The following is a 26,435-nucleotide window of genomic DNA, read 5'->3' on the forward strand; positions in this document are numbered from 1 at the left end:
AAATTGTTGCGTAACTGACACTAGGCCAATGTCCACATTTCATCGTTTCCCCCTTATGGGGGTATTGGTGTGTGTGGGTGAGCTTGGATTTTGTCGATGGGGGAAAGATGTGGGAACGCTGTGCGCATTTTTCCAGTCTTTATATGTAGATGGTTTTCACAAGCCATCGATACTGTTCTCGCCATAGTCCGGCTCAGTCAAACCTCGTGAAAGTGAAGAAAAGTGACTACATCAGTACCGCAACGAATGGAAAAACCTACATTGGCTGATTTTGAGTTTGTTCGCTATGCCAGCCAAGATATTGAAGATGCACTCCTCGAACGAAAATTGAAGGAAAATCGGGGAGACATTCAAATTTTTTCAGATTTGGAGCACACTCCAGAAAACGTTGATCGGCTCGGTTACGTATTTGGGCTTACCCCAAGTGCAATTGAGGGTTGTTTCCGGGCGGTGCATCTTTTGCGTGACCATGTGCCGGTTGTTTTTGATTATCTTGTCGAAACCGGATTGTTTAGTGTGGAAAAGATTGCAGCAGCCATTCGGCCACTTTTGGTGGTTCCTGTAGGCGAAGTGAAAAATAATCAACAGCTTGTGCTCGAAATCTTTGTACCCAACAAAAAAAGGCTCCAAGGTTCCCCAAGTGTTCCGGACGAGCTTTTCGTAGCGGTGTGGTAACGATCGAGTAGCGCCAGAGTGGGCATCGTGTAGCACCCTCAAGACACCTTTGGATCTACTAAACGGGGTCAGGTTCCTCGGTGACTTTTGGGTGATTTTGCTTTAGTTGTGACTTGTCGGTTTCAGGCGCATGTTGGGATCATCTCACCGATGAGCCTTTTCAAGAGAGACTCCGTTACAACGTGATGCGCGAGTTCAGGCAGTAATGTCGCAGTAAGACATGCCTTGTAACAGCAACGCCCTGATCAATTGCTAAGAATCACGGTAGGCTTCTTTCTATGTAACGCGTGCAACCGGGTTGCTGGGTGCTTCTCCAAAGGTCACATCACTGGCGATGAAAAGCGCTACGCGATCCTCACCCAAGCGCTACACGATAGTTACCACACCGCTACGAACTACACGTTCGCAACACCCAAGCCTCTTCATTGCTGAATGGGGCGAAAAAATTGCTCAAAAAGCACTTTCCACAATGGGTGCAGTCAGCGAAGAAAGAAGCTGAAAAAGCTGTTGATAACGTGCCACACGCTAATGTCGTTGAAAATCAAGATGGCTCAGTTTCACTTGCTCTGAGGCTTCCTGCTAGTCGTGCACAGAAATTAATGCACGGCCTTAGAAGCATCGCTTTGGATCATTCTTGTAATATAGGGCAGGCGCTGGAACTGCTCATCGCACGCGATAACGGCTTAGCACAGCTGCTTATCTGGGCGGCGGATTCTCCCAGGATACCACGAAAGCTGAAAAAGCAGTTGAAAACCCGCCACTAGTGATGGGCAGATGTGGATCAAGGTTTTCAATGGCACGAAGCAGTGACAGTGAACAGTTTGCTCAATGATGAAGGAGTCGCATGCCAAAGCAAGGCCAATCTTCGTTTGAAGTTGAGGTTGTTCGTTCAGCACGCCGAACCAAGACTGTTAGTGGCAAGCTTGTTGGAAATACCTTGCAAATCCGAATTCCTGCAACGGCTACGAAAAAGCAAGAGGAACAGTGGGTAGCATCGTTGGTTGCCAAACTGGAAAAGAAAGCACAGAAAAAGCCACAAAGCGATGAACAACTCTTTCAGCGCGCACAAACACTCAACGCCACGGTTTTAGAAGGAAAAGCTGATCTTCGCTCAATTATGTGGGTGCCACCACGGAAAAGCTACTGGGGATCTTGCGATTCGGCATCGGGAATCATCAGGATTTCAGAGGCACTACGTGATGTTCCACAGTACGTTTTAGATGCAGTAATCGTGCATGAATTAACGCACACTTTCATCACCACAGGGCATTCGCCTGAGTTTTGGCGTTGGGCAGACAAAGCCCCGCAGGCCGAACGTGCCAAGGGCTATCTAGAAGCCTGGGCAAGGATGCTATCGCTTGGGGCTCTAACAAAACCGAGCTAGTGGCTCATGCGAACGAGATCTTCAACGAAACCTACCGCTGGGTTACGAAGAATTTCTTCGCACGCGGCGTATTGCTGAACTTTTCCTTCATGGAGAACAAGGATCTTGTTACTCATTTTGAGTGCTTCACGAATATCGTGGGTGATAAATACAATGGTTAAGCCTAGTGTTTCATGCCAGCGCTTCAGATCCTCTTGGAGCTGATATCGAGTAATCGCATCTACTGCACCAAACGGTTCATCCATAAGCAAAATATTTGCTTCCGCCGCGTATGCGCGAGCGATTCCTACGCGTTGCGCCTGCCCACCTGAAATCTGTGAGGGAACACGTTGACGAATATCGTCCGGAAGCTGGAAAGTATGGAGAAGGTCCGTCACACGTGCAGCGATCTGTTCTCTACTTAACCCTTTGAGTGAAAGTACATAACCAATATTTTCCTCAATGGTTAAATGCGGAAAGAGAACATTGCCCTGAATGCTGTAGCCAATTCCACGGCGAAGTTCCACAACATCCATCTCGGAAACTGCTACGCCATTGACATAAACTGTTCCATGGTCAGGAGTGATAAGACCATTAATCATCTTCATCAGTGTGGTCTTCCCCGACCCCGAGGAACCGACAATACTGACGAAATCCCCACACTCAATATCTAGTGACAGGTCGGAAACGATAGTTCGGTCATCAAACTTATGCGAAACTTTATCAAAACGAATTGCTGACATTAGATACTCTTCCTAGCTTGTGATCAAATTGCGTTCCTGCAAGAACTGACGTGCCACGTCAGCTACGCTGACACCTTCGATTTCTACGCGATGATTCATCTGAGCCATCGTTGCTTCATCAATAGTGTTGTGGAGCACTGACAACGCTTGCTTCACTTCGGGGAATTCTTCCCAAAATTGGTCACGTCCTTGAATACCAGCTTGGTAGGAGGGGTAGAACTCACGGTCGTCTTCAAGCAACTGAATATTCGGGTCACTTAGCTGACCATCGGTTGTGAATACCGTAATCACATCAATCTTGCCGTCGAGTAACGCTTGGTATTTCAAACCGTTATCCATGTCGACTTCGCTGGCAAAGCGAAGTGAATAAAAATCAGTGAGCGCATCAAAACCATCTTCACGTTCGAAGAAATCGTATTCGGCGCCAAAGCTCAACTTCGAAGAAACAACAGCAAGATCGGTCAAGGTTTTCACGTTGTATTGCTGAGCAGTTTGCTTCGTAACAGCTAAGGAATAGGTGTTGTTAAAGCCGAACATGGGGCCAAAACTCTGCTGAACCTGAGCTTGAAGTTTGGAATTGAGTAGCGTGAATTTTCCTTCGTCATAGTTAGCGGTTTCTTTCAAAATGACTTGCCACGATGTACCAGTGTATTCAGGGTAAATATCGAAGTCGCCGGCTTGCATGCCTTTTTGAATATTCGCTGTTCCACCGCCTACCCCGAGCGTTTTTGCAACAGCAACGTCAGTTTTTTCTTCGATTATTTGAGCAGCCAGCTCCGCGAGAATGAGATTTTCAGTGGTGGGTTTCGACGCAATGCGCACTGTTCGATCAGTGTGGGGGACAAAAGTAAAGAGCAAGCCAGCCAGTGAGCTGAAGATTGCAAGTAGAGTAACAACCTTCAGCGTTTTTCGAGCGTTTGCTGAGGTGCCGGTCAAACCGCGTTGCACGATGGCTAGGAGCGCGTCCATGACCAATGCAAGTCCCGCGACGAGAGCACTACCGATAATGATCATGCGCTCGTTGCCGGTAGTGATTCCACGATAAATTGCCACTCCGAGGCCACCAGCGCCAACAAAGGAAGCAATACCTGCCAAAGCAATAGTCATAGTCACCATGGTGCGGATGGACGACACGATTTGTGGCAGCGCTAAAGGGAAAGTAACTGTTTGGAAAACTTGCTTGGGAGTAGCGCCCATTCCTGACGATGCTTCAATCAAAGCAGGGTCAACACCCCGAAGGCCAACGAAAGTCGCCCGAACCACTGGAAGCAGACCATAAATGATCAGGGCAATGACTGCGGTGGTGTTCCCAATGCCAGTGAAGGTAATTAATACACCCAAAAGTGCGATCGATGGAATTGTATACGCCACATTAACAGCAGCGATGACAGGGGCTGCAATTGAGGGGCGAGTTGATAACCAGATACCAATACCGACACCGATGATTGTTGCTACAACCGCGGCGCCTAAAGAAATGAAGAGGTGCTCAACAACAAGCCCAAGATAAAAGTCCATGTTGTGATTTCCTTGTCTTAAAGTCGAATGTTCAAGGAGGCCTCAAGCACAAGTCTTCACACAAGTGCGTAACCAGAAGTGAACAACACCACTGGCTACGCTCACTCAAGTCCCTTTAGGGTTTCATAACAACAAACGCGGGGAGTTTTATTCCTTCTCCTCGTCGTCTTCAGGCCGTTTGTGCTCAGAATCTTTCGAATCCGATCCTTCTTGCGCTTCTTTGCTCAGCATTTCTTCCAGAGCAGTGATCTCTGCAATCGGATCGAAATCAGCAGAATCAGCCTCATCAAGCAATGAATCAATGAAGTCTGCGGAGTTATCCAAATGCTCGGCCATTGGGAGGAAATCTGGGTGATCCCAAATCTGATCTCGGCGTGACTCACCAACAGCGTTGGTAACACGACGCCACAGCTCATGCGCCTGGCCCACCTTTGGTGCCCCGAACTCAATTCCAACCACGGAAGCAAAAGCTTTTTCAGCAGAACCACCAGTGGAACGACGGTTACGCCATGCTTCGTTCATCCGAAGCGTTGATGGAACCCGCTCACTCATAGCCTCAGTCACTACAAAATCAACCCAGCCTTCAATCAAAGCGAGAAGAGTTTCTAGGCGTGAAGTAGCAGAAGCATTGCGTGAGCTAATTCGCGGCTCCAGATCCATTTCTTGCAAACGCATGATCGCATCTTGAATTTCGGCAGGATCAGTAGACTCGATGTTAAACTCGCGCGAAGCCTCTTCAATGTGGGATGTATCAATCTCTAGGCCTGCGGCATATTCTTCAACGGACGCAACAAGACGCTCAGCTAACCACGGAACATGCCGGAATAGGCGCTGGCGAGCAGCTTCACGAGCCGATAAATAAACCATGAATTCTTGTGGTGCTACACCGATTTCAGCGGCAATAGAATCAACAGATTCTGGCAACAACGCAGTAACCCCAGCAGGGGCAACCTGAATACCAAAATCAGAACCCGAAAGCGCTTGGCAGGCAAGATCGCCAAGCGCATGACCGAGTTGCATTCCAAAATTCATTCCGGACATTTGATTCATCATCGACACCATAGGGCCAATTGAATCTCTAATCTCCTGAGGAAGAGTTTCTAGGCGGGCATCGTTCAAATGCTCTGCAACAGGGGTAATCATTCGCTGCCACATAGGAAGGGTATTTTTAAGCCATGAACTAGCGTTCCACGCTTCAACCTTATTTCCCGAAGCAGGCAAATAGGTGGCGTCGTCAAGCCATAGTTCAGCAAGACGAACAGATTCTTCCACAGCTTGGCGTTGTTTATCGCTCACCTCCTTAGTCACCCCGTTGGAACTAATCTGCTGATGAGCAATGCGCTCAGCTAACTCATAATTGACAGCGCCTTGGCCCTCCGGTGAGTTCATTGAACTTCCTAGACCAGACAACATTGCACCTAGCTGGTTAAACATATCGCCTAATCCGCCAGAAAAATTGCCAAAGCCGTTGTTGCGATCATTATCATCATCGCCGCTAGGGCCAAAACCAAACGAGAAACCAAAGCCATTGTTGTTCATGCCATAAACGGTACCTATGTTTCCCCCGACTTGGCTATATAGCGCAGCATGCTGTGAGCGAACACAAAGAAACACCACAGTATTGCTAGAAATTGCCCCGACGACATCAGTGAAACCCAAACGCCGCGAATGAAACACAAAAATCAAGGGTTGCCGCTCGTTACGGATACCCAAAACACGGTAGGGTTAGTATCCGTGAGTAGACGACTTCGACTTCGCACCCTATCCTTCGGGGCTATCCCAGTAATTTCTCTTGCTTTCGTAGCAATCATGGATCGGGTTCCAGGCACAGATATTAGTCTGACCGTTCCGTATGCGGCGGAAGGCCCTGGACCTACGTTTAATACCCTCGATAAGGTGAACGACACCGAAGTGATCTCTATCGAAGGCGCACAAATTGATAAGACTTCAGGGCATTTGGATATGACCACGATTAGTGTTCGTACCAATATGACCTTTGCGCAAGCAGTATCTCGATGGATTGTTCATGGAGACACTTTGGTGCCCATTGAGCGCGTGATTCCTCAAGATAAAACTGAAGACGAAGTCCGAGAGATGAACAAAAATGCGTTCAGCTCCTCAGAGTCGTCGGCGACAGCCGCTGCGTTGCATTATCTCAAGAAACCTATGAAGGTTGAAGTAGTTGGTGTTGCAAAGGATTCACCAGCCACCAAAGAAATCAAGATTGGCGACCGTATTATTGCCATTAACGGCAAAGATGTAGGTACAGGAAGCCAAGCACGAGACATTGTGCGTTCGTATAAGCCAGGTGAAAAGATCAGTATTGATGTGACCAGGCAAGGTAAGAACTTAAACTTGCAGGCAGTTTTAGCACCGCACCCTGAGTCCAAAGATGTACCGTTTTTGGGTATTAATATGACCACGACGGCGCAAGATGATCTTAAAGTTACTTACAATTTGGAAGACATTGGTGGTCCATCGGCAGGCATGATGTTCGCATTGGCAGTAGTCGACAAGCTATCGCCAGGCGAGCTAAATCATGGTAAACATGTGGCGGGTACCGGAACTATAGATGATTTCGGCAAAGTCGGCCCGATCGGTGGAATTGATCACAAAGCACAGGCTGCTCAAGAAGCAGGCGCGGAACTATTCCTTGCACCTGTACAAAACTGCGCTGAGCTCAAAGGTACTGATTTTCCAAGTATGAGAATTGCAGCAGTCTCTTCACTATCTGAAGCGATTTCAGCGATGGATGACTTCGCACAGGGTAAAGAATTAAAAAGCTGCGGTTAGAAACGCGAAAAGCACCTCGGTAGTTTTTAGATATTTACTGCCGAGGTGCTGACTTCTAATGAGTGGAAGTCTCTGCAGATTGAGCTGTGGGTTCTTTCTCAGTCTCGGCTTCAGCAAGCCCCAAATCGTAAATTCTTTGTGTGGGGTCTACTTCATCCGTGGACACCATTTGCTGAAGAACTAGTCCTTCATCATTGTCAACGACTGTAATAATCGCGGTATTGCCGACGGTCGACCAGCCTACAACGAACCGACCCGTATCTTTAATAACCCGGGAATTACGCAGACCTGTCAAGATTTGTGTGGTTGACGCTGCCTTTGCATCGGATGCAAAGAATTGGAATTGCCCAACATCAACACCTGAGCATGCCATGGATTCACCGACACCGTTAGGCACGCACGAATCAAATTGAGCGAACAATGAATCGGGGGCTAGGGTGTTGAACCGATCGCGGGTTTTCTGAACATGTTTATCGCGCAGTTCAGTGCGTCCGTCGCTTTTCGACGTCGCTGAGGTTTCGGCTGAAGGCTCAGAGGTTTCAGTTGAACTAGTGGTAGAGATGGGGGAGCTGGTTGTGCTGAGCGATGTAGAGGTTGCCGATGTTGATGGTGGTGTACTCGTAGGCGTAGGGGCGACACTCACACGTGAGCTAGAGGGTGCAGGCTGACGTGAGGAGTTATCTGAACACGCAGTAAGTAAGAATGAGATGCCAAAGGCTGCTGCCATCACTGTGCGTGTTTTGAATGCGGCAGTCGCCATAGTTTTGCTTAAACCCTTCACCATTTACAACCTGTGCTTTCCTCACAATTCATTGGAAGCACTTGTGAGAACAATCGTTGAATACTCAAGTATCCGATTTTACTTTAAAAAGTTGACCGAAGTGTTGCAATAACGCCGGGTGCAACACCATGCCCACCACGTAGTTCAACTTCGTCTTCGGCAAAGGGACCCCTTTTTTCGAGTTCTTCTTCCGTGGGACGAAGCTGTAACAAGGTTTGTTCCGCTTCGCCACGAAGCACTCCGGAAAACAGGCGTGCCGGCCGAGCGTCTTGCTCAGGATTGGAAGCGTCTTTGAAAACAATTTCTTGGGCAAGTATTGCTCCCAGTACTTGTTCTGGCCAAACGATTCGAGAAATATAGTCACCCAACTCTTGGGTTCCAGGAAGGATATTGTCCGGTAGATCTTCTTGAATAACGAGAGCAAGCGGGGAATCGTCTGCTTCAAATTCGCTCAAGGAGTCGTGGAGTAAGGAGGATGGCACGAGTGCAAAAAGTGTGGGTTTTGCATCCCATCCTTCGGCGTGGATGAAATCGACAGCTTCGAGCATTGCTTTGTTCAGTGCTTGTTGGGAAAGCTCGATGGAGTAGGAGGAATAATCGAAGTCAGACATGGTCTTTCTCGCGTTCGTTGCAGGGGAAAAAAGTTCGGCAACAATCCTGTTGGGGGTAGGCGCCGAACTTAAGGTCATGGTTCAGCCTAGTTGCTGGATAAAAAATTACGTAGAGTAGAAGGTTACCTTTGAAAAATAGGAAAACTCTAGATGAAAAGAGGAGATGGCGTTGGCTAATGGCCTAACACCACCGGCCCCACAAGTGGGGCGTCCACCGAAGTTCCTGACTACTGCTGTCGTAGTGTTAACGATTTTAGGAACGCTGATCCCCACAGTGGTTGGTTTTTATACAGACTGGTTGTGGTTCGGGGAAGTTGACTTCAGGGGAGTGTTCAACAAAGTTGTGCTCACTCGCCTTGCTTTGTTCGTAGCATTTGGCCTTTTCGCCGCGTTTGTGGTGTGGCTGGCTGGTTTGTTGACTTTCCGTGGCCAACCAAAGGATCCATTTGCAATGGACTTTAGGGGCCCGTTAGCTGAACACCGGCAGCAAATTAAGAAAGCCACGCGTCGTCTTTTGTTCGTCTTTCCTATTGTTGCTGGTGTTATTGCCGGCTTCTTAGGGCAGCAGCGCTGGCGGGTTGTTCAGCTATTCCTGAACCGCCAAGACTTTGGTGTCAAAGATCCTCAGTTCGGCATTGACTACGGGTTTTATGCTTTCTCCTTGCCAATGTTCAGGGTTTTGTTGGGTACTGTTTCGACCCTGATTGTGATTGCATTCCTGGTGGGACTCGTCGGGCATTACATGCTGGGAAGCATTCGTACTGGCGATCAGACCACCGGCCAGAAAGCAACGATTTCTCGTTATGCGCGCATTCAGTTAGCTGTGACTGCTGGTTTGTGGATGCTTGTTCAAGTTGGCGCATATTATTTTGACCGCTTCGATTTGTTGAACAAGAACCACCAAACCTTCACAGGTGCTTCCTACACTGATATTCACGCAGAGCTTCCAGCCAAAATCATCTTGATGGTGATTGCTGCGCTGGTTGCGCTTTCTTTCTTCTCTGTCATTGTGCTGAAGGATCTGCGTATTCCTGCAATGACCACGGTATTGATGGTGTTGTCTTCGTTAGTCATTGGTTCCGCTTGGCCAATGATGATGGAGAAGTTCTCCGTTACACCTAACCGTGCTGAGAAAGAGTCACAGTTTATCGCACGCAATATTGAAGCGACTCGTTTTGCTTACGGTCTCACCCCCGACAAGGTTACTTATATGCGTGATTGGGGTGCCAAGGGTGCCTCGAAGGAAGCAGTTGCTTCGGATACCGCGACTGTATCGAATATCCGTCTTTTGGACCCTGAGATTCTGTCGCCGACATTTACCCAGAATAAGCAGTTGAAGAACTTTTACGGTTTCCCGAGCTCTTTGGCAATGGACCGTTACGTGATCGATGGGCAGCTTCGCGACTTCGTTGTGGCCGCTCGTGAGATCAATCCAAACTCGCTTCGCGAAAACCAGCAGAACTGGATTAACCGTCACACGGTGTATACGCACGGTAACGGCTTTGTTGCCGCGCAAGCTAATCAGGTGGACGAAGTAGCACGTGATGTTGGTTCTGCTCGTGGTGGTTACCCCGTGTACACCGTTTCTGATTTGCAGACTACTGATGAAGATGCGAAGAAGCTCGGTATCGTGGTGAAGGAACCACGTATCTACTTCGGTCCTGTGATCGCGAATGCGCTTGATGGTGCGGATTATGCAGTTGTGGGTTCAGCCGATGACACGTCGGTGGAGTATGACACTGATTCTTCCACCTACACTTATCAGGGCAAGGGTGGTGTAGATATTGGTAACCTGTTCAATCGTGCAGTCTTTGCAGCGCGTTATGGCGAGATGAATCTGATTCTTTCGGACCGTGTGAATGAGAACTCTAAGATTCTTTTTGAGCGTGATCCTCGTAAGCGTGTCAACCGGGTTGCCCCTTGGCTTTCTATCGATTCCACAACTTACCCAGCTGTGATCGATGGTCGTATTAAGTGGATCGTGGATGGTTACACCACTTTGAATTCGCTTCCTTATGCCCAGCGAGTGAGTATGTCGGCTGCTACCCGTGATACTACTGCTGGTGTTGGTGCTGATAACCGAGTGATCGTTAACGATGAGGTCGCTTACATCCGTAACTCTGTCAAGGCAGTGGTTGATGCGTACGACGGTTCTGTGGAACTTTATGAATTTGATCAGCAAGATCCAGTGCTTAAGGCTTGGGAAGGTGTTTTCCCTGGAACTGTGAAGCCCAAGGAAGATATTTCCGAAGAGCTAATGAATCATATCCGCTACCCGCAGGATATGTTTAAGGTTCAGCGCACTATTTTGTCTCGCTACCATGTTGATGAGGCACGTGACTTCTTTACCAACGACCGTTTCTGGTCCGTTCCTGATGATCCATCTGCTGCTGAAGGTAAAAAGTCTCAGCCTCCGTTCTATGTCGTGGCTGCTGACCCTGAGACTGGTAAGCCCTCATTCCAGTTGATCACTCCGTTCCGTGGACTGAACCGCCAGTATCTTGCTGCACATATGTCCGTGAACTCTGATCCTGATAATTACGGAAAGATCACTGTTCGAGTTTTGCCAACTAATACCCAAACACTAGGTCCACAGCAAGCGCAAGACATCCTTATGTCTTCAGATCAGGTAGCTCGTGATCAGTCCTTGTGGAAGGGGACGACGGAGCTTAAGAATGGTAACTTGCTTACCTTGCCGATTGGGGGAGGTGAGATTCTTTACGTCGAGCCGATTTATGCTCAGCGTAAGGGTCAGGATTCAGCTTTCCCGAAGTTGTTGCGTGTTCTGGTGAGTTACAACGGTCAAGTTGGTTACGCACCGACTGTTTCCGAAGCGTTAGCTCAAGTGGGTATTGATCCACGGGCGGCCCAAGACTTGAGTGAAGCAGAGGAGCTTGCTCCTTCTGACACGAAGAAGGATGAGCAGCAACCAGAAGCAGAGGAGCCGAAGAAGGAAGAATCTGCACCTGCAGAAAATGCTTCTGAAGCCATTGCCCGAATTAATGATGCGCTCTCTGGTTTGGAAAAAGCTCGGAATGGATCGCATGAAGAGTACGGTCGGGCGCTTGACGCGCTTGATCGAGCTGTAGCCGATTATCAGAAGTTGCAGTAGTTTCTGATTTTCCCTGATCCCCAGTGCGCGTTGTGTACTGGGGATTTGCTTATTTTCCTTAGATGTATGTATAGTTACTCCTCGTTGCAAGGAACGTTAAGTTCTTTACTTCTGTCGCGGGGTGGAGCAGCTCGGTAGCTCGCTGGGCTCATAACCCAGAGGTCGTAGGTTCGAATCCTGCCCCCGCTACTAAGATCCGATAGGCCGTCTCAATTGAGACGGCCTATCGGTATATGTGCCAGAGTGTGTTGCTACGCTGTGGAGAACCTTTGGGGTTGGCTCTTTATCAAAGTGTTAATGTACCAAGCTTCGGATGCTATCGAGTGTCAATTCAAACCTTGTACAAGCTTGAGTGCTAGTGAATTAAGAATGGAAGATCGGGGGAAGTTCTTTCTTGCCTCCGTTCCGTTGCTGTTCATTACGGGAAAAGTGAACCAATGTGCAACTCCGATGAAATGCATGTATAGTTACTCCTCGTTGCAAGGAACGTACAGTTCTTTACTTCTGTCGCGGGGTGGAGCAGCTCGGTAGCTCGCTGGGCTCATAACCCAGAGGTCGTAGGTTCGAATCCTGCCCCCGCTACTAAGATCCGAAAGGCCGTCTCAATTGAGGTGGTCTTTCGTCGTCTCTAGGATTGGGCAATTCACTACATGTCGACAGTGGTTGGGGTGAGTCTGATTCAGGAGGATATTCGCGGTATCGTCACACAATTCAAGCTAAATAAAACATGTGAACAAGCTGTGTATAATGGGGGCACTGCTGGGGGTGTTGTGGAAGTAATTTAAATGAAACTTGTAGTCAAAGATCACTTTTAACGGCTAAACTGAGACCTTACTGAACGTCATCCGAGTTAGCTGCGTGCCAATTGTTGGGTTTGGATTTCAACTTTCTCCGATATTTATTAGTGTGAAATTGGTTCCGTTTTTAGTTGACTCGTTGTTGAATCGTAAGTCGTTGGTTATTTTCTACAGATCTTTTGGAGTTTCATTCTGATGAAGAAGGCTGTCGGACTGTCTGGCCTCGTACTTGTATCTTCGGTTGCATTTTCTGGTCTGAGCTTCGTTGACACCATTTCTCCGGTGCTTGCTTTCGCTCAAGACCCAATAGCAGCTTCTCGTGTGAGCTCTGTATCTACTGCTAAGACTGCCACACCGAAGTCTCATGCGGGCACTGGTTTTCCAGCCGGTCTCGCAGCTTCGAAGAAGCCTGGGGCGGAAAAGTGGTTTCCTGCGTACCAAACGCATTTGAAGATTTACAAAGTGCGTAAAGCAATCGCGGATGCTGCTATTAGCTTCTCTGAGGAGGAAGCGCCAGCGACTTGGGATGGGCGCAAACATGCCGAGGCTGCTGCCAGTGCATCGGCTGCTCGCGCAGCGATTGCAGTGTTGGCTGCTGAAGATGCAACGGGATATAACACCTCAGTGAAGGCTCGCAACTTAGATTTGAATCGAGTTGGAGTGGATCCAAAGGTAACTAACGATGCCTTGAGCGTGCTTAATAAGGCGAAGGCTACCTATGAAAAGTTGCAGGATAAAGGCACTTCGGTGGAGAAAAAGAACCGGCGTGAGTTTGTGCAGCTGTTGACTTACGCAGTTAAGGGGCTTAGTGCTGCGAAAAAGCAATCCGTTTATGATGTGGATGCGTTTTCAACCTTCGACTGGGGTATTGGGCAGCATCCTTGGCTGAAGCAGTCTTTGATGGATGCCCAAATCACTGAGCAGGATTTGCAGACTGTCCCTATTTTGGAGTTGGAGTTCCAAAAGGATGGTAAGCAGGCTTTAGCTATTGATCCAGTAGAGCTCTATGAAAATACGATTGCCACGAAGGCCGCATTAAAGCGTGAGTTCGGCGCTCACGATCTGGTTGACGCGCAGATGATTGATCTGTCTCGTTCGTTGAATAATGCGAAAGATGCGTTGGCTAAGTCTGACGCCTTGTTGAACGAGGATCTTGAGACCCAAATTTCGGCCAAGAATCTTTTGGAGCAACGTCGGATCTTGGTTGAGCTGCGAGCAGAACGTACTTCGTTAGAAAAGCAAAAAGAACGATTTGATGCTTTACGCACTTCAAAAAACCAGGACGAGTTGAATCTGGCTATGGCGCGTGCAGAGAACCTTGCTAAGTCTGCTTCTCAGCTACGTGATCAGGTGGCGCGCGCTGAGCGCCAGGTGCCGTCCGAATCGATGATTGTAGAGGTTGCTCGACCTGCTGAAACTTCTATTGCGAACACGACTGCTGTGGTTGAGGAGTCGGAGCGTGCGCTTGTTTCGAAGGATCCGGTGAGGACTGAGCACCTTCAGCGTGATCTTGAACAAATCAAGTCTGAAGTTATTTCAGAGGAACAAGAAGTCGCCGAGCTGAAAGAAACTGGCGCGGTAGTTGAGCTGGATGAGAAGCTTGAAGATCTTGCTCCTTTGGCGGAACGTGCCGCAGCGCTTTTTGAGGAAATCGAAAAGGTTGAGCCGGCGGCAGCGGAGACAGTTGACATTGATGTGTCGAAGCGTTCGCTGGAATCGAAGCTCGCGGGGGTTGAAGACTCTGTTGAAAAACTAGCTGAGCACGAGGATGAAGAGCAACGCGATAGGGCATCTACACTCCGTTTAAAGATCGCTGAGCTCAAAACCAAGATTGCTGCTGCGACCACGCCGGAGGAGATTACTGCATTAGACAGTCAAATTTCTGGTTTGGATGTTTCGGTCGATGAAGCACCTAGCGCTTTTCAGGTAGAGCCTTTGACCACTCCTCGTACCGATGACAGCGCCGGTATCGTAGGCATTGTTATGGGTGTTTTTGCCGGTATGGTTGGTTTATGGGGCGTTGGTTCGCTGATTTCTCAGTATGTGATCCCTTTCCTCGCTAAATTCGGACTGAAGCACAAGCCTTAACATGAGTATTTAGTTTGGCAGCAAAGCTTTCTAGCCGTTGACACACAGGCCTTTTGTGATGTAAAACACAGGATCTCGATTCATAGATCTTCCTAAGTTTTACTCACAGAAGGCTTTAATTTTTATAGGCATATTCAAAGGAAATTTTTATAACATTCGTACGATGCCCGTATTGCGTTGTTGTCACATTCTGAGAGGGCTTCGTCTCCTCCTTTTTGAAAATTGCTGCAATTTGTTGTTCTGTTGCTAGTTGGGCGGGGGTAGCTACTTATTTAGACGTATGTAAAAAAGACGATGTAAGACGTCTGATGTGGGGGTAGGATAAGGTATGCCTTATAAATTTTAGGAAAGGTTTGTGTAAGTTAACTTTTGGCTATCAATATAGCTACCCCCTGTTTTGTTCCTTTTATTCATATTGGAGAGTTTGATCCCCTATGAACAAGAAGTTCCGTCTGCCTGTTTTAGCTCTTTCAAGCGCTGTTGCTTTTTCCGGAGCAATCGCAGTTCCTGTTGCAGCACCTGCAGTTTTCGCTAATGTTGCTTTCGCACAAGAAACGGCGAAAGAGTTCCCAGCGAAATTTTTGGTAGGTTCGGCAGAAGAAGCCAAGCCATTTGCTCCGGCTTATCATAGCTATGATGAGATCGTCCGTGCGCGTGAGCTGATGTTTGAAGCTGCAAAGAAAGCACAGTTTTATCGCTCTGATGTTCCTTTCAGCTGGACGGGACGCGCCCTAGCGGAAAACGCCTATTATATTGCCCAAGCACGGCTTGCGATTGTGGTTTTGCAGGCTGCTAATTTCGAGGGCGCACGTCAACTTGATCCACAATTGGTTGGTATTGAAGATGCCACAACCGTCGAAGCCGAAAAAGTGGTTAATGCAGCATTTGCACACTATAACGGTACGGGAGCAAATGAAAAGGCCGTACATAACCTCGTAAATGCTGGTCGTACGGGAATCAATGCATTCAAGAGTAAGAATAACTACCGTGAGACTAACGCTTTTGCTGTGATCGACTGGGGTACGACTGAGCAAGAAAAGATCCAAGCTAATGGTAGTTACCAAGCTTTGCTGACGAATATTGACGTGGTGACTGTCCCGTTTGATGCTGCTCAACCAACAAAGCATCTCGATCTTGAAGTAGAGAAGACCAAAGCTGCTAAGACGAAGGAAAACTTGGTCGCAGCGAATGGTCCGTTGGAACCTGTTCTAGAGAACTACGCTGATGTAGCCAAGCCTGTCAACGATGTTGCTGCAGAAGCAAAGTCCATCACTGACCAAGCCGATGCTATCGCCAAGCGAATCAACGCGAAGGCAGAAGAGATCAAGGCTCTGCGCGAAAAGATTGCCGCAGTGGAGGCCGCAATGACCACTGCAAACGAAAGCAAAGATATTGCAGCTGCCAAGGCGCAAAAGACCCCTGCCGATGAAGCACTTGCCCAAGCAAAGCAGCTGAAGCAAGAACTCGACACCCTCCAAGCGCAGCACACGGCTGAAGAGGAAAAGAAGAAGCAGGAAGAGGCCAATAAGCAGCAGGAAGAGGCCAAGAAGCAGCAGGAGGCGGAAGCCAAGAAGGCGCTAGAGGCAAAGAAGCAGCAGGTGGAAGCGAAGAAGAAGGAAGCGGAAACTCTGGCTGCTGCTGCACTGGCCAAGGTTGAAGGAAACACCTCCGCTGAAGCTGAGGCGTATAAGAAGAAGGTAGAAGCACTCAAGGCAAAGATTGCTGAGGAAGCTGCAAAACTTCCGAATGCGTCCACTGTTGAGGCACTCACCCCAATTGAAGAGGCACTTTCTACTTTGGTAGCAGAGGCAAAGAAGTTGGGTGGTGAAGCTCCTGAAAAGAAGGATGAAAGCACCCCACAGGATAAGAAGGGGCTAAGCCCAGCAGCAATCGCAGGAATTGTCGTTGGTGCGATCGCACTGGTGGCGGCAGTAATTGCCGCAGCTTTCCCAACATTGGCAAAGTTTGTGCCAGGTCTTGCGCGATTCAACCCAGCTGGTCGCTAACAATAGATAAAAAATAGTGGCTGGTTCAGAGGAAAATTCTGAACCAGCCACTATTTTTGTGCGCAGTTTAGGTGAGGAAATCGATGCCGCGGATTTCCACCGGTTGATTCGGTGCGTGCACCCGAACATTCGTAATCGTTGCGTCCTGGGCATTGTCAGGAAGTGTCATACGGATAGTGCCGAGAGTATACGCGCCGTTCTCAAATTGAGTTTTGCGGCTTATCAGTGCTGGGTGAGCAGGATCAAGGGGCAGATTGAGCACCACGCCATTATCTAACGTGAGAGAAATAGTGACTTCAGTAGGGCTCTCATGTGTTCCCGAAGGGGCAAGGTGGATAGCCATGGACTTTGCCGAAGTAATGGAAGTGTCAACGGACGCTTCCTTCAGCACAGAGACTTCAGTGAGGATTTGTACGACACCGTCTTCAGGTTCGGTACATGGGTTGTCCATTTTCACAGGGTTCATGGGGTCAGCATGGCGGCATACAGAACCTAATTGCTGGGCAGACAGGTGCTGATGCGGTGCATGGGTAGCGGCAAGCCAACGCACATCAACGCCGGCGAGTTGAGCAGGCAGCTCCGAGTCGGAGTGGATTGGAAGTTCGGTGTCCATACCCCGAACGGTTGCGTTGAACCAATCGGTGGCCACTGTTGACATGATGCGTTCGTGTTCAGCTGCATCCGGGCAGTCCATTTCATCGCAGCCGATGCGGTCGTCTTTCCCGTTGCGGTTAATAAGCATATGTCCTAAGCCTGGTACCTGGGTCACCAGTGCAGGTTGGGTACGCTCCTGATCGAGGTAGTGTCCGATCCACAGGTTTGCAGAAGGACCCACATCGGAATCGGCATCGCCGACCATGGCAAGGTAGGCAATATCGGATGGCTGAGGGCTGATTTCTTCAAGCTCAACGGTGTCGTAGGCGGGGCCATAGGCGAAAACCGAACGGAGGTTGCCTGCACCGAACGTTTCCGCAGCTGTTTCAACAACTGTTCCGGAGCGCGAATGAGCGAAAAGTCCCACCTTTGTCAGATCCACGGAATCGGCAGGGAACTGGTCAACGAGTGTGGTAACAGACTGTTTCCACAGTGCATTTTGGTTATAGGGCTCAGTTGTGTCAGCGCCGCTAAAGATCCCGCCGAGATCTGGGATAACCGTGGCATAGCCTTGGGCAGCGAAGGCCTCACCAAGGTAAATCATGCCGTGGTCGTAGCGGTTTTCTTTCTCCCCTTCGGCGCACGGGTAAGCGAAGTTATAATCCCCGCAGTTAGGGGCGCGAAGATGGCTCATGACGATCAGGGGCGCAGGGCCATTGCTGTTGGTGGGGGTGATCAGGACTCCGCGTAAGGGAGCACGGTATTGTCCGTCTTCGACATTTCCCAAGTCCACTTCGGTTATCGTGGCAGTTCCTTGATCGTTGGTGCGAGTGACTTTCGGCGCAAGGGGACGATTGGGGTCTGCGTGAGGCCCATCGGCGACTTCAACGTGGGAGGTAGTAGCTGGTTGATCAGGTTGTGTGTCGTTGCTGTTGCTGCAGGCACCCAGAGTCAATGCTGCTGATGCCACAAGTGCGACAAAAACGTTTCTTTTCACAGTCATTCCACCAGTCTAGGTCAGGTTGGAAAGTGAAGGCGGGTGTGGCAATGGGATGAAAGTGTGAAGCATGAGGCGACATAGTGGTGGTTGTGTGCGTGGAAAAGTGGTGTTTTCGTGCGAAAATTTTGAGTTTTGCTTCACTTTTGTGTGCGATATTTGCCACAGTTACATGCGTTGATGATCCTGCACGCATCTGTGTGCTGTTTGTGTGCGGTGGCTCCGACCAGCAAAAATTTCCGATCGGGCACATTTGGGGCTGCAATTACGCGAAAAACGGGCGTAAAATAACTTAAAACAACTCCTGCGAAGCTGCGGTTTTTACCCTAGATTCATAAGTATGAGTCCTAAAAACATTGGAGTGACTGAGGTTGCACTCCGCGATGCGCATCAAAGCTTGTTCGCGACGCGCATGGCCATGGAAGACATGGTTGACGCGTGTGACGACATCGATAAAGCCGGCTTTTGGTCGATCGAATGCTGGGGTGGCGCCACTTTCGACGCCTGCATTCGTTTCCTCAATGAGGATCCGTGGAAGAGACTGCGCACCTTCCGCGAACTTATGCCCAATTCTCGGTTGCAAATGCTGCTGCGTGGCCAGAACTTGTTGGGCTACCGCCACTACGAAGACACTGTGGTGGATAAGTTTGTAGAAAAGTCTAAAGAAAATGGCATGGATGTTTTCCGTGTCTTTGACGCGCTGAATGATCCGCGCAACCTTGAACGTGCCATGCAGGCAGTGAAAAAGGTGGATGGGCATGCGCAGGGTACGATCTGCTACACCGTATCCCCGCTTCACGACGTCGAAGGCTACATCAAGCAAGCCGGACAGCTCCTTGACATGGGCGCTGATTCGATCGCGTTGAAAGATATGGCGGCATTGCTCAAACCCCAACCAGCCTATGACATTGTTCGTGGCATCAAAGAAACCTACGGCGAAGACACTCAGATTAATGTCCATTGTCATTCCACCACAGGCGTGACTCTTGTGACCTTGATGAAAGCCATTGAGGCGGGAGCCGATGTGGTCGATACTGCTATTTCTTCACTGTCACTAGGCCCTGGACATAACCCCACTGAATCTTTGGTGGAAATGCTTGAGGGAACCAACTACACCACCGATCTGGATATGGATCGTTTGATCAATATTCGTGATCACTTTAAGAAGGTCCGTCCAAAGTACAAGGAATTTGAGTCGAAGACTCTTGTTGATACCAACATTTTCTTGTCCCAAATCCCTGGCGGCATGCTGTCAAATATGGAATCGCAGTTGAATGCACAAGGCGCAGGTGACCGTATTGATGAGGTGATGGCTGAGGTTCCGCGCGTGCGCAAAGACGCAGGCTACCCACCATTGGTCACGCCATCTTCCCAGATTGTGGGAACTCAGGCTGTGTTCAATGTGCTGATGGGGCGCTACAAGGTAATGACTGCGGAATTTGCTGATCTCATGCTCGGCTACTACGGCGAGTGCATTGGCGAGCGTGACCCTGAGCTGATTAAGCAGGCGGAAAAGCAGACGAAGAAGGAAGCAATCACCTGCCGTCCGGCTGATCTTCTTGCCCCTGAATGGGAGGAGTTGCGTGCGCAAGCTGAGGCACTTGAAGGTTTCGATGGCACGGATGAAGATGTGCTGACAAATGCGCTGTTCCCAGGTGTTGCGCCTGGTTTCTTCACGACTCGACATGAAGGCCCGAAGAATGTGGGTACAGATCCTGCGTTGGTGAAGAAGCGCGAGAATGAGCCCGTGCTTGAACCCATCACCTACAAAGTCACTGTTGGCGGACGCACCCAAACCGTGCGTGTAGAGCCCGCCGAATAAAAGGAGTAACTGACCATGGCTCAAGAGAAAACAATGCAGCGTCGACTCGAAGAACTGGCTGCCGCACGCGAAAAAGTCAGTCTTGGCGGCGGCGTCGACAAGCTTGAAAAGCAGCATAAGAAAGGGAAGTTGACCGCGCGTGAACGCATCGATCTGCTTCTCGACGCCGGAACCTTCCACGAAACCGGCATGTTCGCCACTCACCGCACCACCCACTTCGGCATGGATACCGCAATTGCGCCTGCCGACGGCGTGGTCACCGGCTCCGGTGCAGTGTTCGGACGCCCCTTACACATTGCCTCCCAGGACTTCACCGTGATGGGTGGCTCCGCCGGTGAAACGCAGTCCAATAAAGTGGCCGCCATGATGCAAGCATCCGCCACTACCGGCACCCCTTTCGTTTTTATTAACGATTCCGGCGGTGCGCGCGTGCAGGAAGGCATCGATTCTCTTTCTGGTTACGGCAAAGTGTTCTACCACAACGTGCTGCTGTCGGGTTTGGTGCCGCAAATTTCGATCATCGCAGGGCCTTGCGCGGGTGGTGCCGCGTATTCGCCAGCCTTGACTGACTTCATCATTCAAACCCGCCAAGCCAACATGTTCATCACGGGACCTGGCGTGATCAAGTCTGTCACCGGCGAAGACGTTAGCAGCGACCAACTTGGCGGCGCAGATGCGCACATGATGAAAGCCGGCAATATTCACTTCGTTGCTGATAACGACGAGCACGCAATCCTCATTGCCCAGAAATTGCTCAGTTTTCTTCCGCAAAACAACACCGAAGAACCGCCGATTGTTGATCCCGACCCAGTGGTCGAACCGGACCCGGTGTTGCGCGACATCGTGCCAGTTGACGGTAAGAAGGGCTATGACGTGCGCGAAGTGATCGCACGATTGGTTGACCGCGGTGACTTCCTTGAAGTCCAAGCTGGGTATGCACAATCCCTCGTGGTTGGTTTCGGCCGCATCGTCGGCCGCACCGTCGGTATCGTGGCAAACCAGCCTAACGTGATGTCGGGTGTGCTGGATATCAACTCCTCGGATAAGGGCGCGCAGTTTATTCGATTCTGCAACGCTTTCAACATCCCACTACTGACCTTGGTAGATGTGCCCGGCTTCATGCCAGGTGTGGCTCAAGAACATGGTGGCATTATTCGCCACGGTGCGAAAATGCTCTACGCCTACTCTTCGGCTTCTGTTCCGATGATTACGATCGAACTGCGTAAATCCTATGGTGGTGCGCATCTTGCAATGTGCTCGAAAGATCTTGGGGCTGACCGCGTGTATGCGTGGCCGACCGCTGAAATCGCAGTGATGGGTGCCGAAGGTGCCGTTAATGTGGTGTTCCGCAAGGAAATTGAAGAAGCCGATGATCCAGACGCAAAGAGGGAAGAGCTGATTCAAACCTACAAGGATACTTTCTCCACCCCATTCATGGCAGCTGCGCGTGGGCTTGTTGACGATATCATCGACCCAGCTGAAACCCGTCAGCACATAGCCAACGCTTTGGAGATTCTTGCCAATAAGCGTGTCACTAGGCCAAGTAAAAAGCACGGCCTCATGCCGGTGTAACCAGAAAAGGACAACACTTTCATGAGTGAAGTAACTAATGCCGAACTGGCCACACTCGTCACTGAATTAAGCGCCAGGCTAGAAGCTGCCGAAGCTGAAATCGCTGAACTGCGCCGTCGATCTGATGCATCTATCCCTGAGGATGTCATTATTGCGATCTCGGCTGCGGTGAGTGCGTTCCTAGGAAATAAGGGGCGAGTGAAAGCTGTGAGCTATTCCCGCCACCGTACGTGGGCCGCTCAGGGGCGCCAAACTGTCCAGCAACGCAAACTCAGCCGGTAACGGCTTATCAAAATTGAGGAATACACATGAAACTCAACGTGACAGTGAACGGGATTGCTTATTCCGTTGAAGTTGAAGTCGAAGAAGAACAGCGCACCATGGGGTCCATTGTTTTTGGAAACCACCCCACCGCGTCTATCCACTCGGAGCCTGCTACAGCATCTGTTCAAGGTGTGTCCGCTAACGCGGTTGTGGCACCACTAGCTGGTAGTGTGTTCAAAATTCTGGTTTCGGAGGGGGAGAAGATTGAGGCTGGACAAGTCCTTTTGATTCTTGAAGCCATGAAGATGGAAACCGAGATTACTGCCCCTTCTGCGGGTACGGTTGGGGCTATTCGAGTCGCTGTTGGCGACTCTGTACAAGGTGGGCAAGCACTCGTCGAAATTGACTAGTGCCCCCTTGGGGGTGATGTGGCAGAAGTGACCAATGTTTTCATGGCATTATGGTGACGGGTTTATTAAACCCACCTTCTAAGACACCACCCCCATTGACCTTTTGAGAGAGGTACCTATAGTCATGCGCACGAAGAGCATAACTCGCACAGTATTTTCGTCCGCTATCATTGGCGGCTTACTGCTTGGGCAGGCCCCAAGCGCCTGGGCTTTTACTCTTCCCACTCCTTCTGAAACACTTCAGCAACTTCAGCAAGGAGGTGTGCAACTCCATAAGATTGATCCTGCTTTCATCAATGATGCTGATGCCGCAGTCGCGTTAGTGAATGCGGACATTGCTCGCGCCGTCGAAAAGCAGAATCAGGTGATTGCTGAATACAACAGCTACGCCGGCGAAAAAGGCCTTCCGAAGATCACCGAAACGGCCAAGCCTTTTGAATTCGGCGATGAAACCCTCAAGAAGGTTGGTGACGAGTATCGTCCGATCGTCGAGGGGCCAAACTACCGTTGGAAAAACGATCCATTCAGCCAATTCATGGCACTGAAGAACGGCCCTGTGTTGCAGCGCGTTCCTGTTTCTTTCTTCGACGCGCCACCAACCCCACTCAATTCCATTTTCACCGAGCGCGACGGCAATTCTTTGTACGGTCCTTCCACCCCTGTCTATGTGGGCAAGAACCAGCTGTGCACCATCACTGCGACTGGTGTTGATGATCAAGGCCGCAAGGTCGCTATTACCGCAGGACACTGCGGCAAGGTGGGTTCGCAGGTTGTCAGTGCCGATTCGTGGCGTGTTGGTCGCTCCGGAACTGTGGTTGCTCATGGGCAGAACGGTTTGGATTATTCCGTTATTGAGCTTGGTTCAAATGCGCAGATTACCCGCAGCTATAACGGGGTGACTGTTGATGAAATCGGCGGTGTTCCTGGTAGCTTCCAAACTGTGTGCAAGACAGGTGTGGCAACTGGTCATACCTGTGGCGTGGTGTGGGTTGCAGATAAGAAGACGAACCTTTCTCAGGTGTGTGCGACCGCCGGTGATTCTGGTGCGCCTGTGATGGCAGGTAATCGTCTTGTGGGCATGGTTTCTGGTGGTTTGGTCCCAGATTATAACTTGTCCTGCCGCACACCTTTGCAGGGTGCGGCTTTCCAGCCGACTATTTCCACCAGCATGGATGCTGTTCTCGCTGATATTAATCAGCGTGGTGGTGTCGGCGCAGGTTTTAGGTTGCCAGAGTCTTAAATCAAAGGAGCATTGCGCGCAGCGTAAGTGCTGGCCCCATCTTCGTGGACAAACACTACGAAGATGGGGCCTTATGTTTTGGGGTGGTGAAAAAACTCCTGTCCTTTTTGTGCCCACTCAGGCAAAAGGGCAGGAGTCTGTACACCGGTTGATGTTTGGCGATAAGCCTATGGGGTGGTTGCGGCCGGTTGTGTCAGCACGTTCAGTGTGGTCTCGTGAAGCTTGCCGTTGGTGGCCACTGCGCTGCCGCCGTGCGGGCCGTCACTATTGTTCAGCGAGGTGAAGCGACCGCCGGCTTCTTGCACGAGGATGGCCAGCGGTGCGAGATCCCACAGCGATACTTCAGGTTCGCAGGCGATATCGACGGCTCCTTCGGCGACAAGACAGTAGCTGTAGAAGTCGCCAAAGGCGCGGAGTCGCCACGTGGTGTCGGCGAGGGTGAGGAAATTATCCAACAAGCCCCGATCCCGCCAACCATCGAGGGAGGAGAAGGAGACGGATGCGTCGGTAATATCGGTGACGCCAGACACCTGGATGGGGGTGGTTTGCGCGTTGTAGCTCTTGTATGCGCCTTCACCGAGTGAGGCCCACCAGCGTCGGTTCAGCGCTGGTGCGGAGATGACTCCGACGACGGGGCGGCCGTTGTCGAGCAGCGCGATCAGGGTGGCCCATACGGGCACGCCGCGGACGTAGTTTTTGGTGCCGTCGATGGGGTCGATGACCCATTGACGTCCGGTGGTTTGTGGGGTGCCGCCGTATTCTTCGCCCAAGATTTCATCATCGGGGCGGTGGGTTTCAATCAGTGCGCGGAGTGCGTGCTCGCAGGAGGTGTCGGCGTCGGAGACTGGCGTCATGTCCGGTTTGGAGTCGACTTTCAGGTCTGCGGCTTCGAAGCGGGCGAGGGTGATGGCATCGGCGGCGTCGGCAAGCCTCAAGGCGAATGCGAGGTCGTTGCTGTACATCTTTTAAGCTCCTAGTAGTTGGGTAATTTCTTCGACGGCTTGCTTGTTTCCGGCGATACACCACGTTACGCCGCCGGCGGTGACTTTTGTCCCGATCCCGCCTGCCCCTTCGACCAGTGCGAGGCCTGGCAGCCAGTCCCAGTCGGCGACGCTGTGTTGCATCCATACGCCCATGTCACCGCAGGCGACGGAGGCGAGGTCGATACTAGCGGCCCCGGTCATGCGTAAGGTGGCAACGCGGGTGGCGATTCTAAGCCATGCTTCACGGAGTTCAGCATTGGCAAGGTAGGTGGGGTGGATGTAGGTGCCGAGGCTTAGGGTTTCGAGTGCGGCGGGGGACAGTGGCGTGGTTTCTTTGCCGTCGCGGCTGGTGGGGTGGTTTTTGCCGCCGAACCAGGTGTAGCCCATGGCGGGGCGGTGGACGGCGCCGAAGATGGGGTGGTTGTCGGCGTCGATAAGCGCGAGTGCGCTGCAGAAGTAGTCGGAGCCGGTTGCGAAGTTGTAGGTGCCGTCGACGGGGTCAACAACCCAGGTTTTTCCGCTTGTCGACGCCCGGTTGGTGCCTTCTTCCCCGATCACGCCGTCGTCGGGGCGTAGTGTTGCAAGCGCACGGTCGATGAACATTTCGGCGGCTTTGTCCGCTTCGGTGACCACGTCGGAAATGTTGGTTTTTTCGGTGGTGCTAATCCCTGTTTCACGCATGCGCCAGGCGAGCCTGCCCGCGTTGTAGACGAGTGCTTGGGCCAAGTGGGCGTCTGAGTCGTTTTCGTGAGCGATGCAAAACGCTTTGACGATGGCCGGAATCATGTCTGTGAGCTGCTTGAGGTCTTCCATGCCCACTATTGTGCCTTGTTTTGGCAAGCAGTCTAAACTAGTACCTTATGCGCCCTGAAGTTACAGCAGAATTGACCAGTCTCGACACCACCTTGACCACTATTGAGAAGGTGATGAACCCAGAAGAGATGGCTTCTCGCGTGCGCGAATTAGAAGCACAGGCATCTGACCCGAGCTTGTGGGATGATCCGGAGCATGCGCAAAAAGTCACATCTGAGTTGTCGATGGTGCAGTCGGGGTTGAAGAAGCTGCAGGGTTTGCGTCAGCGTTTAGATGACATGCCTGTGATGTATGAGTTGGCAGAGGAAGAAGGCGAGGGGACGCAGCTTGCTGATGAAGAGCTGAAGGAACTGCGCGAAGAAATTTCCTCCCTTGAGGTCAAAACCATGCTGTCGGGTGAATACGATGCGCGCGAAGCTGTGATCAATATTCGCTCTGGTGCTGGTGGTGTGGATGCCGCGGACTGGGCGGAGATGCTCATGCGCATGTATGTGCGGTGGGCGGAGAAGAACGGCCACAAGGTGGATATTTACGATATTTCCTACGCTGAGGAAGCGGGCATTAAGTCCGCTACTTTTGTGGTGCATGGGGAGTATATGTACGGAACGTTGTCGGTGGAGCAGGGGGCGCATCGTTTGGTGCGTATTTCACCGTTTGATAATCAGGCGCGCCGCCAAACCTCTTTTGCTGAGGTGGAGGTGTTGCCGGTGGTGGAGCAGACTGACCATATTGATATTCCAGATTCTGAGATTCGTGTCGATGTGTACCGTTCCTCGGGTCCAGGTGGGCAGTCGGTCAACACTACTGATTCGGCTGTGCGTTTGACTCACATTCCGACCGGCATTGTGGTGACCTGCCAGAACGAGAAGTCGCAGATTCAAAATAAGGCCTCGGCGATGCGTGTGTTGCAGGCGAAACTTTTGGAGCGCAAGCGCCAGCAGGAGCGTGCCGAAATGGATGCGTTGGGTGCTGGTGGCAATGCGAGTTGGGGTAATCAGATGCGCAACTATGTGCTGCACCCGTACCAAATGGTGAAGGATTTGCGCACCAATTATGAGGTGGGTGACCCATCCAAGGTGCTTGATGGTGATTTGGATAAGTTTTTGGAGGCGGGCATTCGCTGGCGGATGTCGTCAAAGTCCTAGCATCCAGTCTTGTGGCGGTCATGGGTGGGCGAGCTGTTGAGGTAGCGCCACTGCTGCGGTTGTGGTTTTTCGTGTGTGGGCTTTACACAAATCTGGCTAAGTTTCGGTAGG

At 50.7% G+C, this 26,435-nt stretch carries 21 protein-coding genes and 2 tRNA genes; 15 read left to right on the forward strand and 8 right to left on the reverse strand.

The annotated features are described in order from the left end of the window. The first annotated feature begins 222 nt into the window (after positions 1-222). From CFELI_RS03150 to CFELI_RS03160, 3 genes are all read left to right on the forward strand, one after another. Positions 223-675: a hypothetical protein gene (locus CFELI_RS03150; protein ID WP_277104749.1), complete on the forward strand. Its 453-nt coding sequence runs from the start codon at positions 223-225 to the stop codon at positions 673-675. 446 nt (positions 676-1,121) lie between these two features. Beyond that, positions 1,122-1,439: a hypothetical protein gene (locus CFELI_RS03155; RefSeq protein WP_277104750.1), complete on the forward strand. Its 318-nt coding sequence runs from the start codon at positions 1,122-1,124 to the stop codon at positions 1,437-1,439. Positions 1,440-1,519: 80 nt separating this feature from the next. Next, positions 1,520-2,059: a M48 metallopeptidase family protein gene (locus CFELI_RS03160; protein WP_277104751.1), complete on the forward strand. Its 540-nt coding sequence runs from the start codon at positions 1,520-1,522 to the stop codon at positions 2,057-2,059. On the opposite strand, the gene CFELI_RS03165 is transcribed toward CFELI_RS03160, so the two are convergent. The 3 genes from CFELI_RS03165 to CFELI_RS03175 all read right to left on the reverse strand — a co-directional run bounded on the left by CFELI_RS03165 (position 2,056) and on the right by CFELI_RS03175 (position 5,835). Beyond that, the gene (locus CFELI_RS03165) at positions 2,056-2,781 is read right to left on the reverse strand and encodes an ATP-binding cassette domain-containing protein (RefSeq protein WP_277104752.1); all 726 of its coding nucleotides are present in this window, start codon (positions 2,779-2,781) and stop codon (positions 2,056-2,058) included. The genes CFELI_RS03160 and CFELI_RS03165 overlap by 4 nt on opposite strands. 12 nt (positions 2,782-2,793) lie before the next feature. Beyond that, entirely contained in the window at positions 2,794-4,296 is a 1,503-nt protein-coding gene (locus tag CFELI_RS03170; RefSeq protein ID WP_277104753.1) for an ABC transporter permease/substrate-binding protein, read from the reverse strand. Positions 4,297-4,443: 147 nt separating this feature from the next. Further along, complete coding sequence (locus CFELI_RS03175; protein ID WP_277104754.1) at positions 4,444-5,835, reverse strand: zinc-dependent metalloprotease; 1,392 nt, start codon at positions 5,833-5,835, stop codon at positions 4,444-4,446. A 270-nt stretch (positions 5,836-6,105) separates the two neighbouring features. Here CFELI_RS03175 and CFELI_RS03180 point away from each other — a divergent pair, with 270 nt between their 5' ends. Beyond that, positions 6,106-7,089: a YlbL family protein gene (locus tag CFELI_RS03180; protein WP_277104784.1), complete on the forward strand. Its 984-nt coding sequence runs from the start codon at positions 6,106-6,108 to the stop codon at positions 7,087-7,089. Positions 7,090-7,144: 55 nt separating this feature from the next. Here the strand turns inward: CFELI_RS03180 and CFELI_RS13675 are convergent, their stop codons facing one another. Together CFELI_RS13675 and CFELI_RS03195 are read right to left on the reverse strand one after the other, a co-directional pair. Next, positions 7,145-7,849 carry a hypothetical protein gene (locus CFELI_RS13675; RefSeq protein WP_310128243.1) on the reverse strand — a complete coding sequence of 235 codons (705 nt, stop codon included), beginning with the start codon at positions 7,847-7,849 and terminating at the stop codon, positions 7,145-7,147. Between the two features lie 104 nt (positions 7,850-7,953). Beyond that, the gene (locus CFELI_RS03195) at positions 7,954-8,481 is read right to left on the reverse strand and encodes a PPA1309 family protein (protein ID WP_277104757.1); all 528 of its coding nucleotides are present in this window, start codon (positions 8,479-8,481) and stop codon (positions 7,954-7,956) included. Positions 8,482-8,644: 163 nt separating this feature from the next. On the opposite strand from CFELI_RS03195, the gene CFELI_RS03200 reads away from it, so the two are divergent. The 5 genes from CFELI_RS03200 (at position 8,645) to CFELI_RS03220 (ending at position 16,484) form a co-directional block, all read left to right on the forward strand. Further along, positions 8,645-11,593, forward strand: coding sequence for a UPF0182 family protein (locus CFELI_RS03200; RefSeq protein WP_277104758.1), 2,949 nt, complete (start codon positions 8,645-8,647; stop codon positions 11,591-11,593). Between the two features lie 115 nt (positions 11,594-11,708). Continuing rightward, a tRNA-Met gene (locus CFELI_RS03205) sits at positions 11,709-11,782 on the forward strand. A gap of 319 nt (positions 11,783-12,101) precedes the next feature. Continuing rightward, positions 12,102-12,175 (forward strand) — tRNA-Met (locus tag CFELI_RS03210). A gap of 410 nt (positions 12,176-12,585) precedes the next feature. Then, entirely contained in the window at positions 12,586-14,478 is a 1,893-nt protein-coding gene (locus tag CFELI_RS03215) for a hypothetical protein (protein WP_277104759.1), read from the forward strand. A gap of 434 nt (positions 14,479-14,912) precedes the next feature. Beyond that, positions 14,913-16,484: a hypothetical protein gene (locus CFELI_RS03220; protein ID WP_277104760.1), complete on the forward strand. Its 1,572-nt coding sequence runs from the start codon at positions 14,913-14,915 to the stop codon at positions 16,482-16,484. Between the two features lie 67 nt (positions 16,485-16,551). Here the strand turns inward: CFELI_RS03220 and CFELI_RS03225 are convergent, their stop codons facing one another. Continuing rightward, positions 16,552-18,081, reverse strand: a complete 1,530-nt coding sequence (locus tag CFELI_RS03225; RefSeq protein ID WP_277104761.1) for an alpha/beta hydrolase — start codon at positions 18,079-18,081, stop codon at positions 16,552-16,554. Positions 18,082-18,415: 334 nt separating this feature from the next. Between CFELI_RS03225 and CFELI_RS03230 the strand changes: the two genes are divergently transcribed. The 5 genes from CFELI_RS03230 to CFELI_RS03250 all read left to right on the forward strand — a co-directional run bounded on the left by CFELI_RS03230 (position 18,416) and on the right by CFELI_RS03250 (position 23,383). After that, entirely contained in the window at positions 18,416-19,897 is a 1,482-nt protein-coding gene (locus CFELI_RS03230; protein ID WP_277104762.1) for a methylmalonyl-CoA carboxytransferase subunit 5S, read from the forward strand. Between the two features lie 15 nt (positions 19,898-19,912). Then, positions 19,913-21,469 carry an acyl-CoA carboxylase subunit beta gene (locus CFELI_RS03235; RefSeq protein ID WP_277104763.1) on the forward strand — a complete coding sequence of 519 codons (1,557 nt, stop codon included), beginning with the start codon at positions 19,913-19,915 and terminating at the stop codon, positions 21,467-21,469. A gap of 21 nt (positions 21,470-21,490) precedes the next feature. Beyond that, positions 21,491-21,751, forward strand: coding sequence for a hypothetical protein (locus tag CFELI_RS03240; protein WP_277104764.1), 261 nt, complete (start codon positions 21,491-21,493; stop codon positions 21,749-21,751). Positions 21,752-21,777: 26 nt separating this feature from the next. After that, positions 21,778-22,143 carry a biotin/lipoyl-containing protein gene (locus tag CFELI_RS03245; RefSeq protein ID WP_277104765.1) on the forward strand — a complete coding sequence of 122 codons (366 nt, stop codon included), beginning with the start codon at positions 21,778-21,780 and terminating at the stop codon, positions 22,141-22,143. Positions 22,144-22,405: 262 nt separating this feature from the next. Further along, complete coding sequence (locus tag CFELI_RS03250) at positions 22,406-23,383, forward strand: S1 family peptidase (protein ID WP_290259423.1); 978 nt, start codon at positions 22,406-22,408, stop codon at positions 23,381-23,383. Positions 23,384-23,550: 167 nt separating this feature from the next. Here CFELI_RS03250 and hisN read toward each other — a convergent pair whose 3' ends face one another. After that, positions 23,551-24,345 (reverse strand): histidinol-phosphatase, encoded by a 795-nt coding sequence (gene hisN / locus CFELI_RS03255; protein WP_277104767.1) that lies wholly within the window; start codon positions 24,343-24,345, stop codon positions 23,551-23,553. Between the two features lie 3 nt (positions 24,346-24,348). Then, positions 24,349-25,188: an inositol monophosphatase family protein gene (locus CFELI_RS03260; protein ID WP_374724761.1), complete on the reverse strand. Its 840-nt coding sequence runs from the start codon at positions 25,186-25,188 to the stop codon at positions 24,349-24,351. 38 nt (positions 25,189-25,226) lie between these two features. On the opposite strand from CFELI_RS03260, the gene prfB reads away from it, so the two are divergent. Further along, positions 25,227-26,324: a peptide chain release factor 2 gene (gene prfB / locus CFELI_RS03265; RefSeq protein ID WP_277104769.1), complete on the forward strand. Its 1,098-nt coding sequence runs from the start codon at positions 25,227-25,229 to the stop codon at positions 26,322-26,324. Positions 26,325-26,435 lie beyond the last annotated feature (111 nt).

Source organism: Corynebacterium felinum, assembly GCF_030408755.1.
GTDB classification, from domain to species: domain Bacteria; phylum Actinomycetota; class Actinomycetes; order Mycobacteriales; family Mycobacteriaceae; genus Corynebacterium; species Corynebacterium felinum.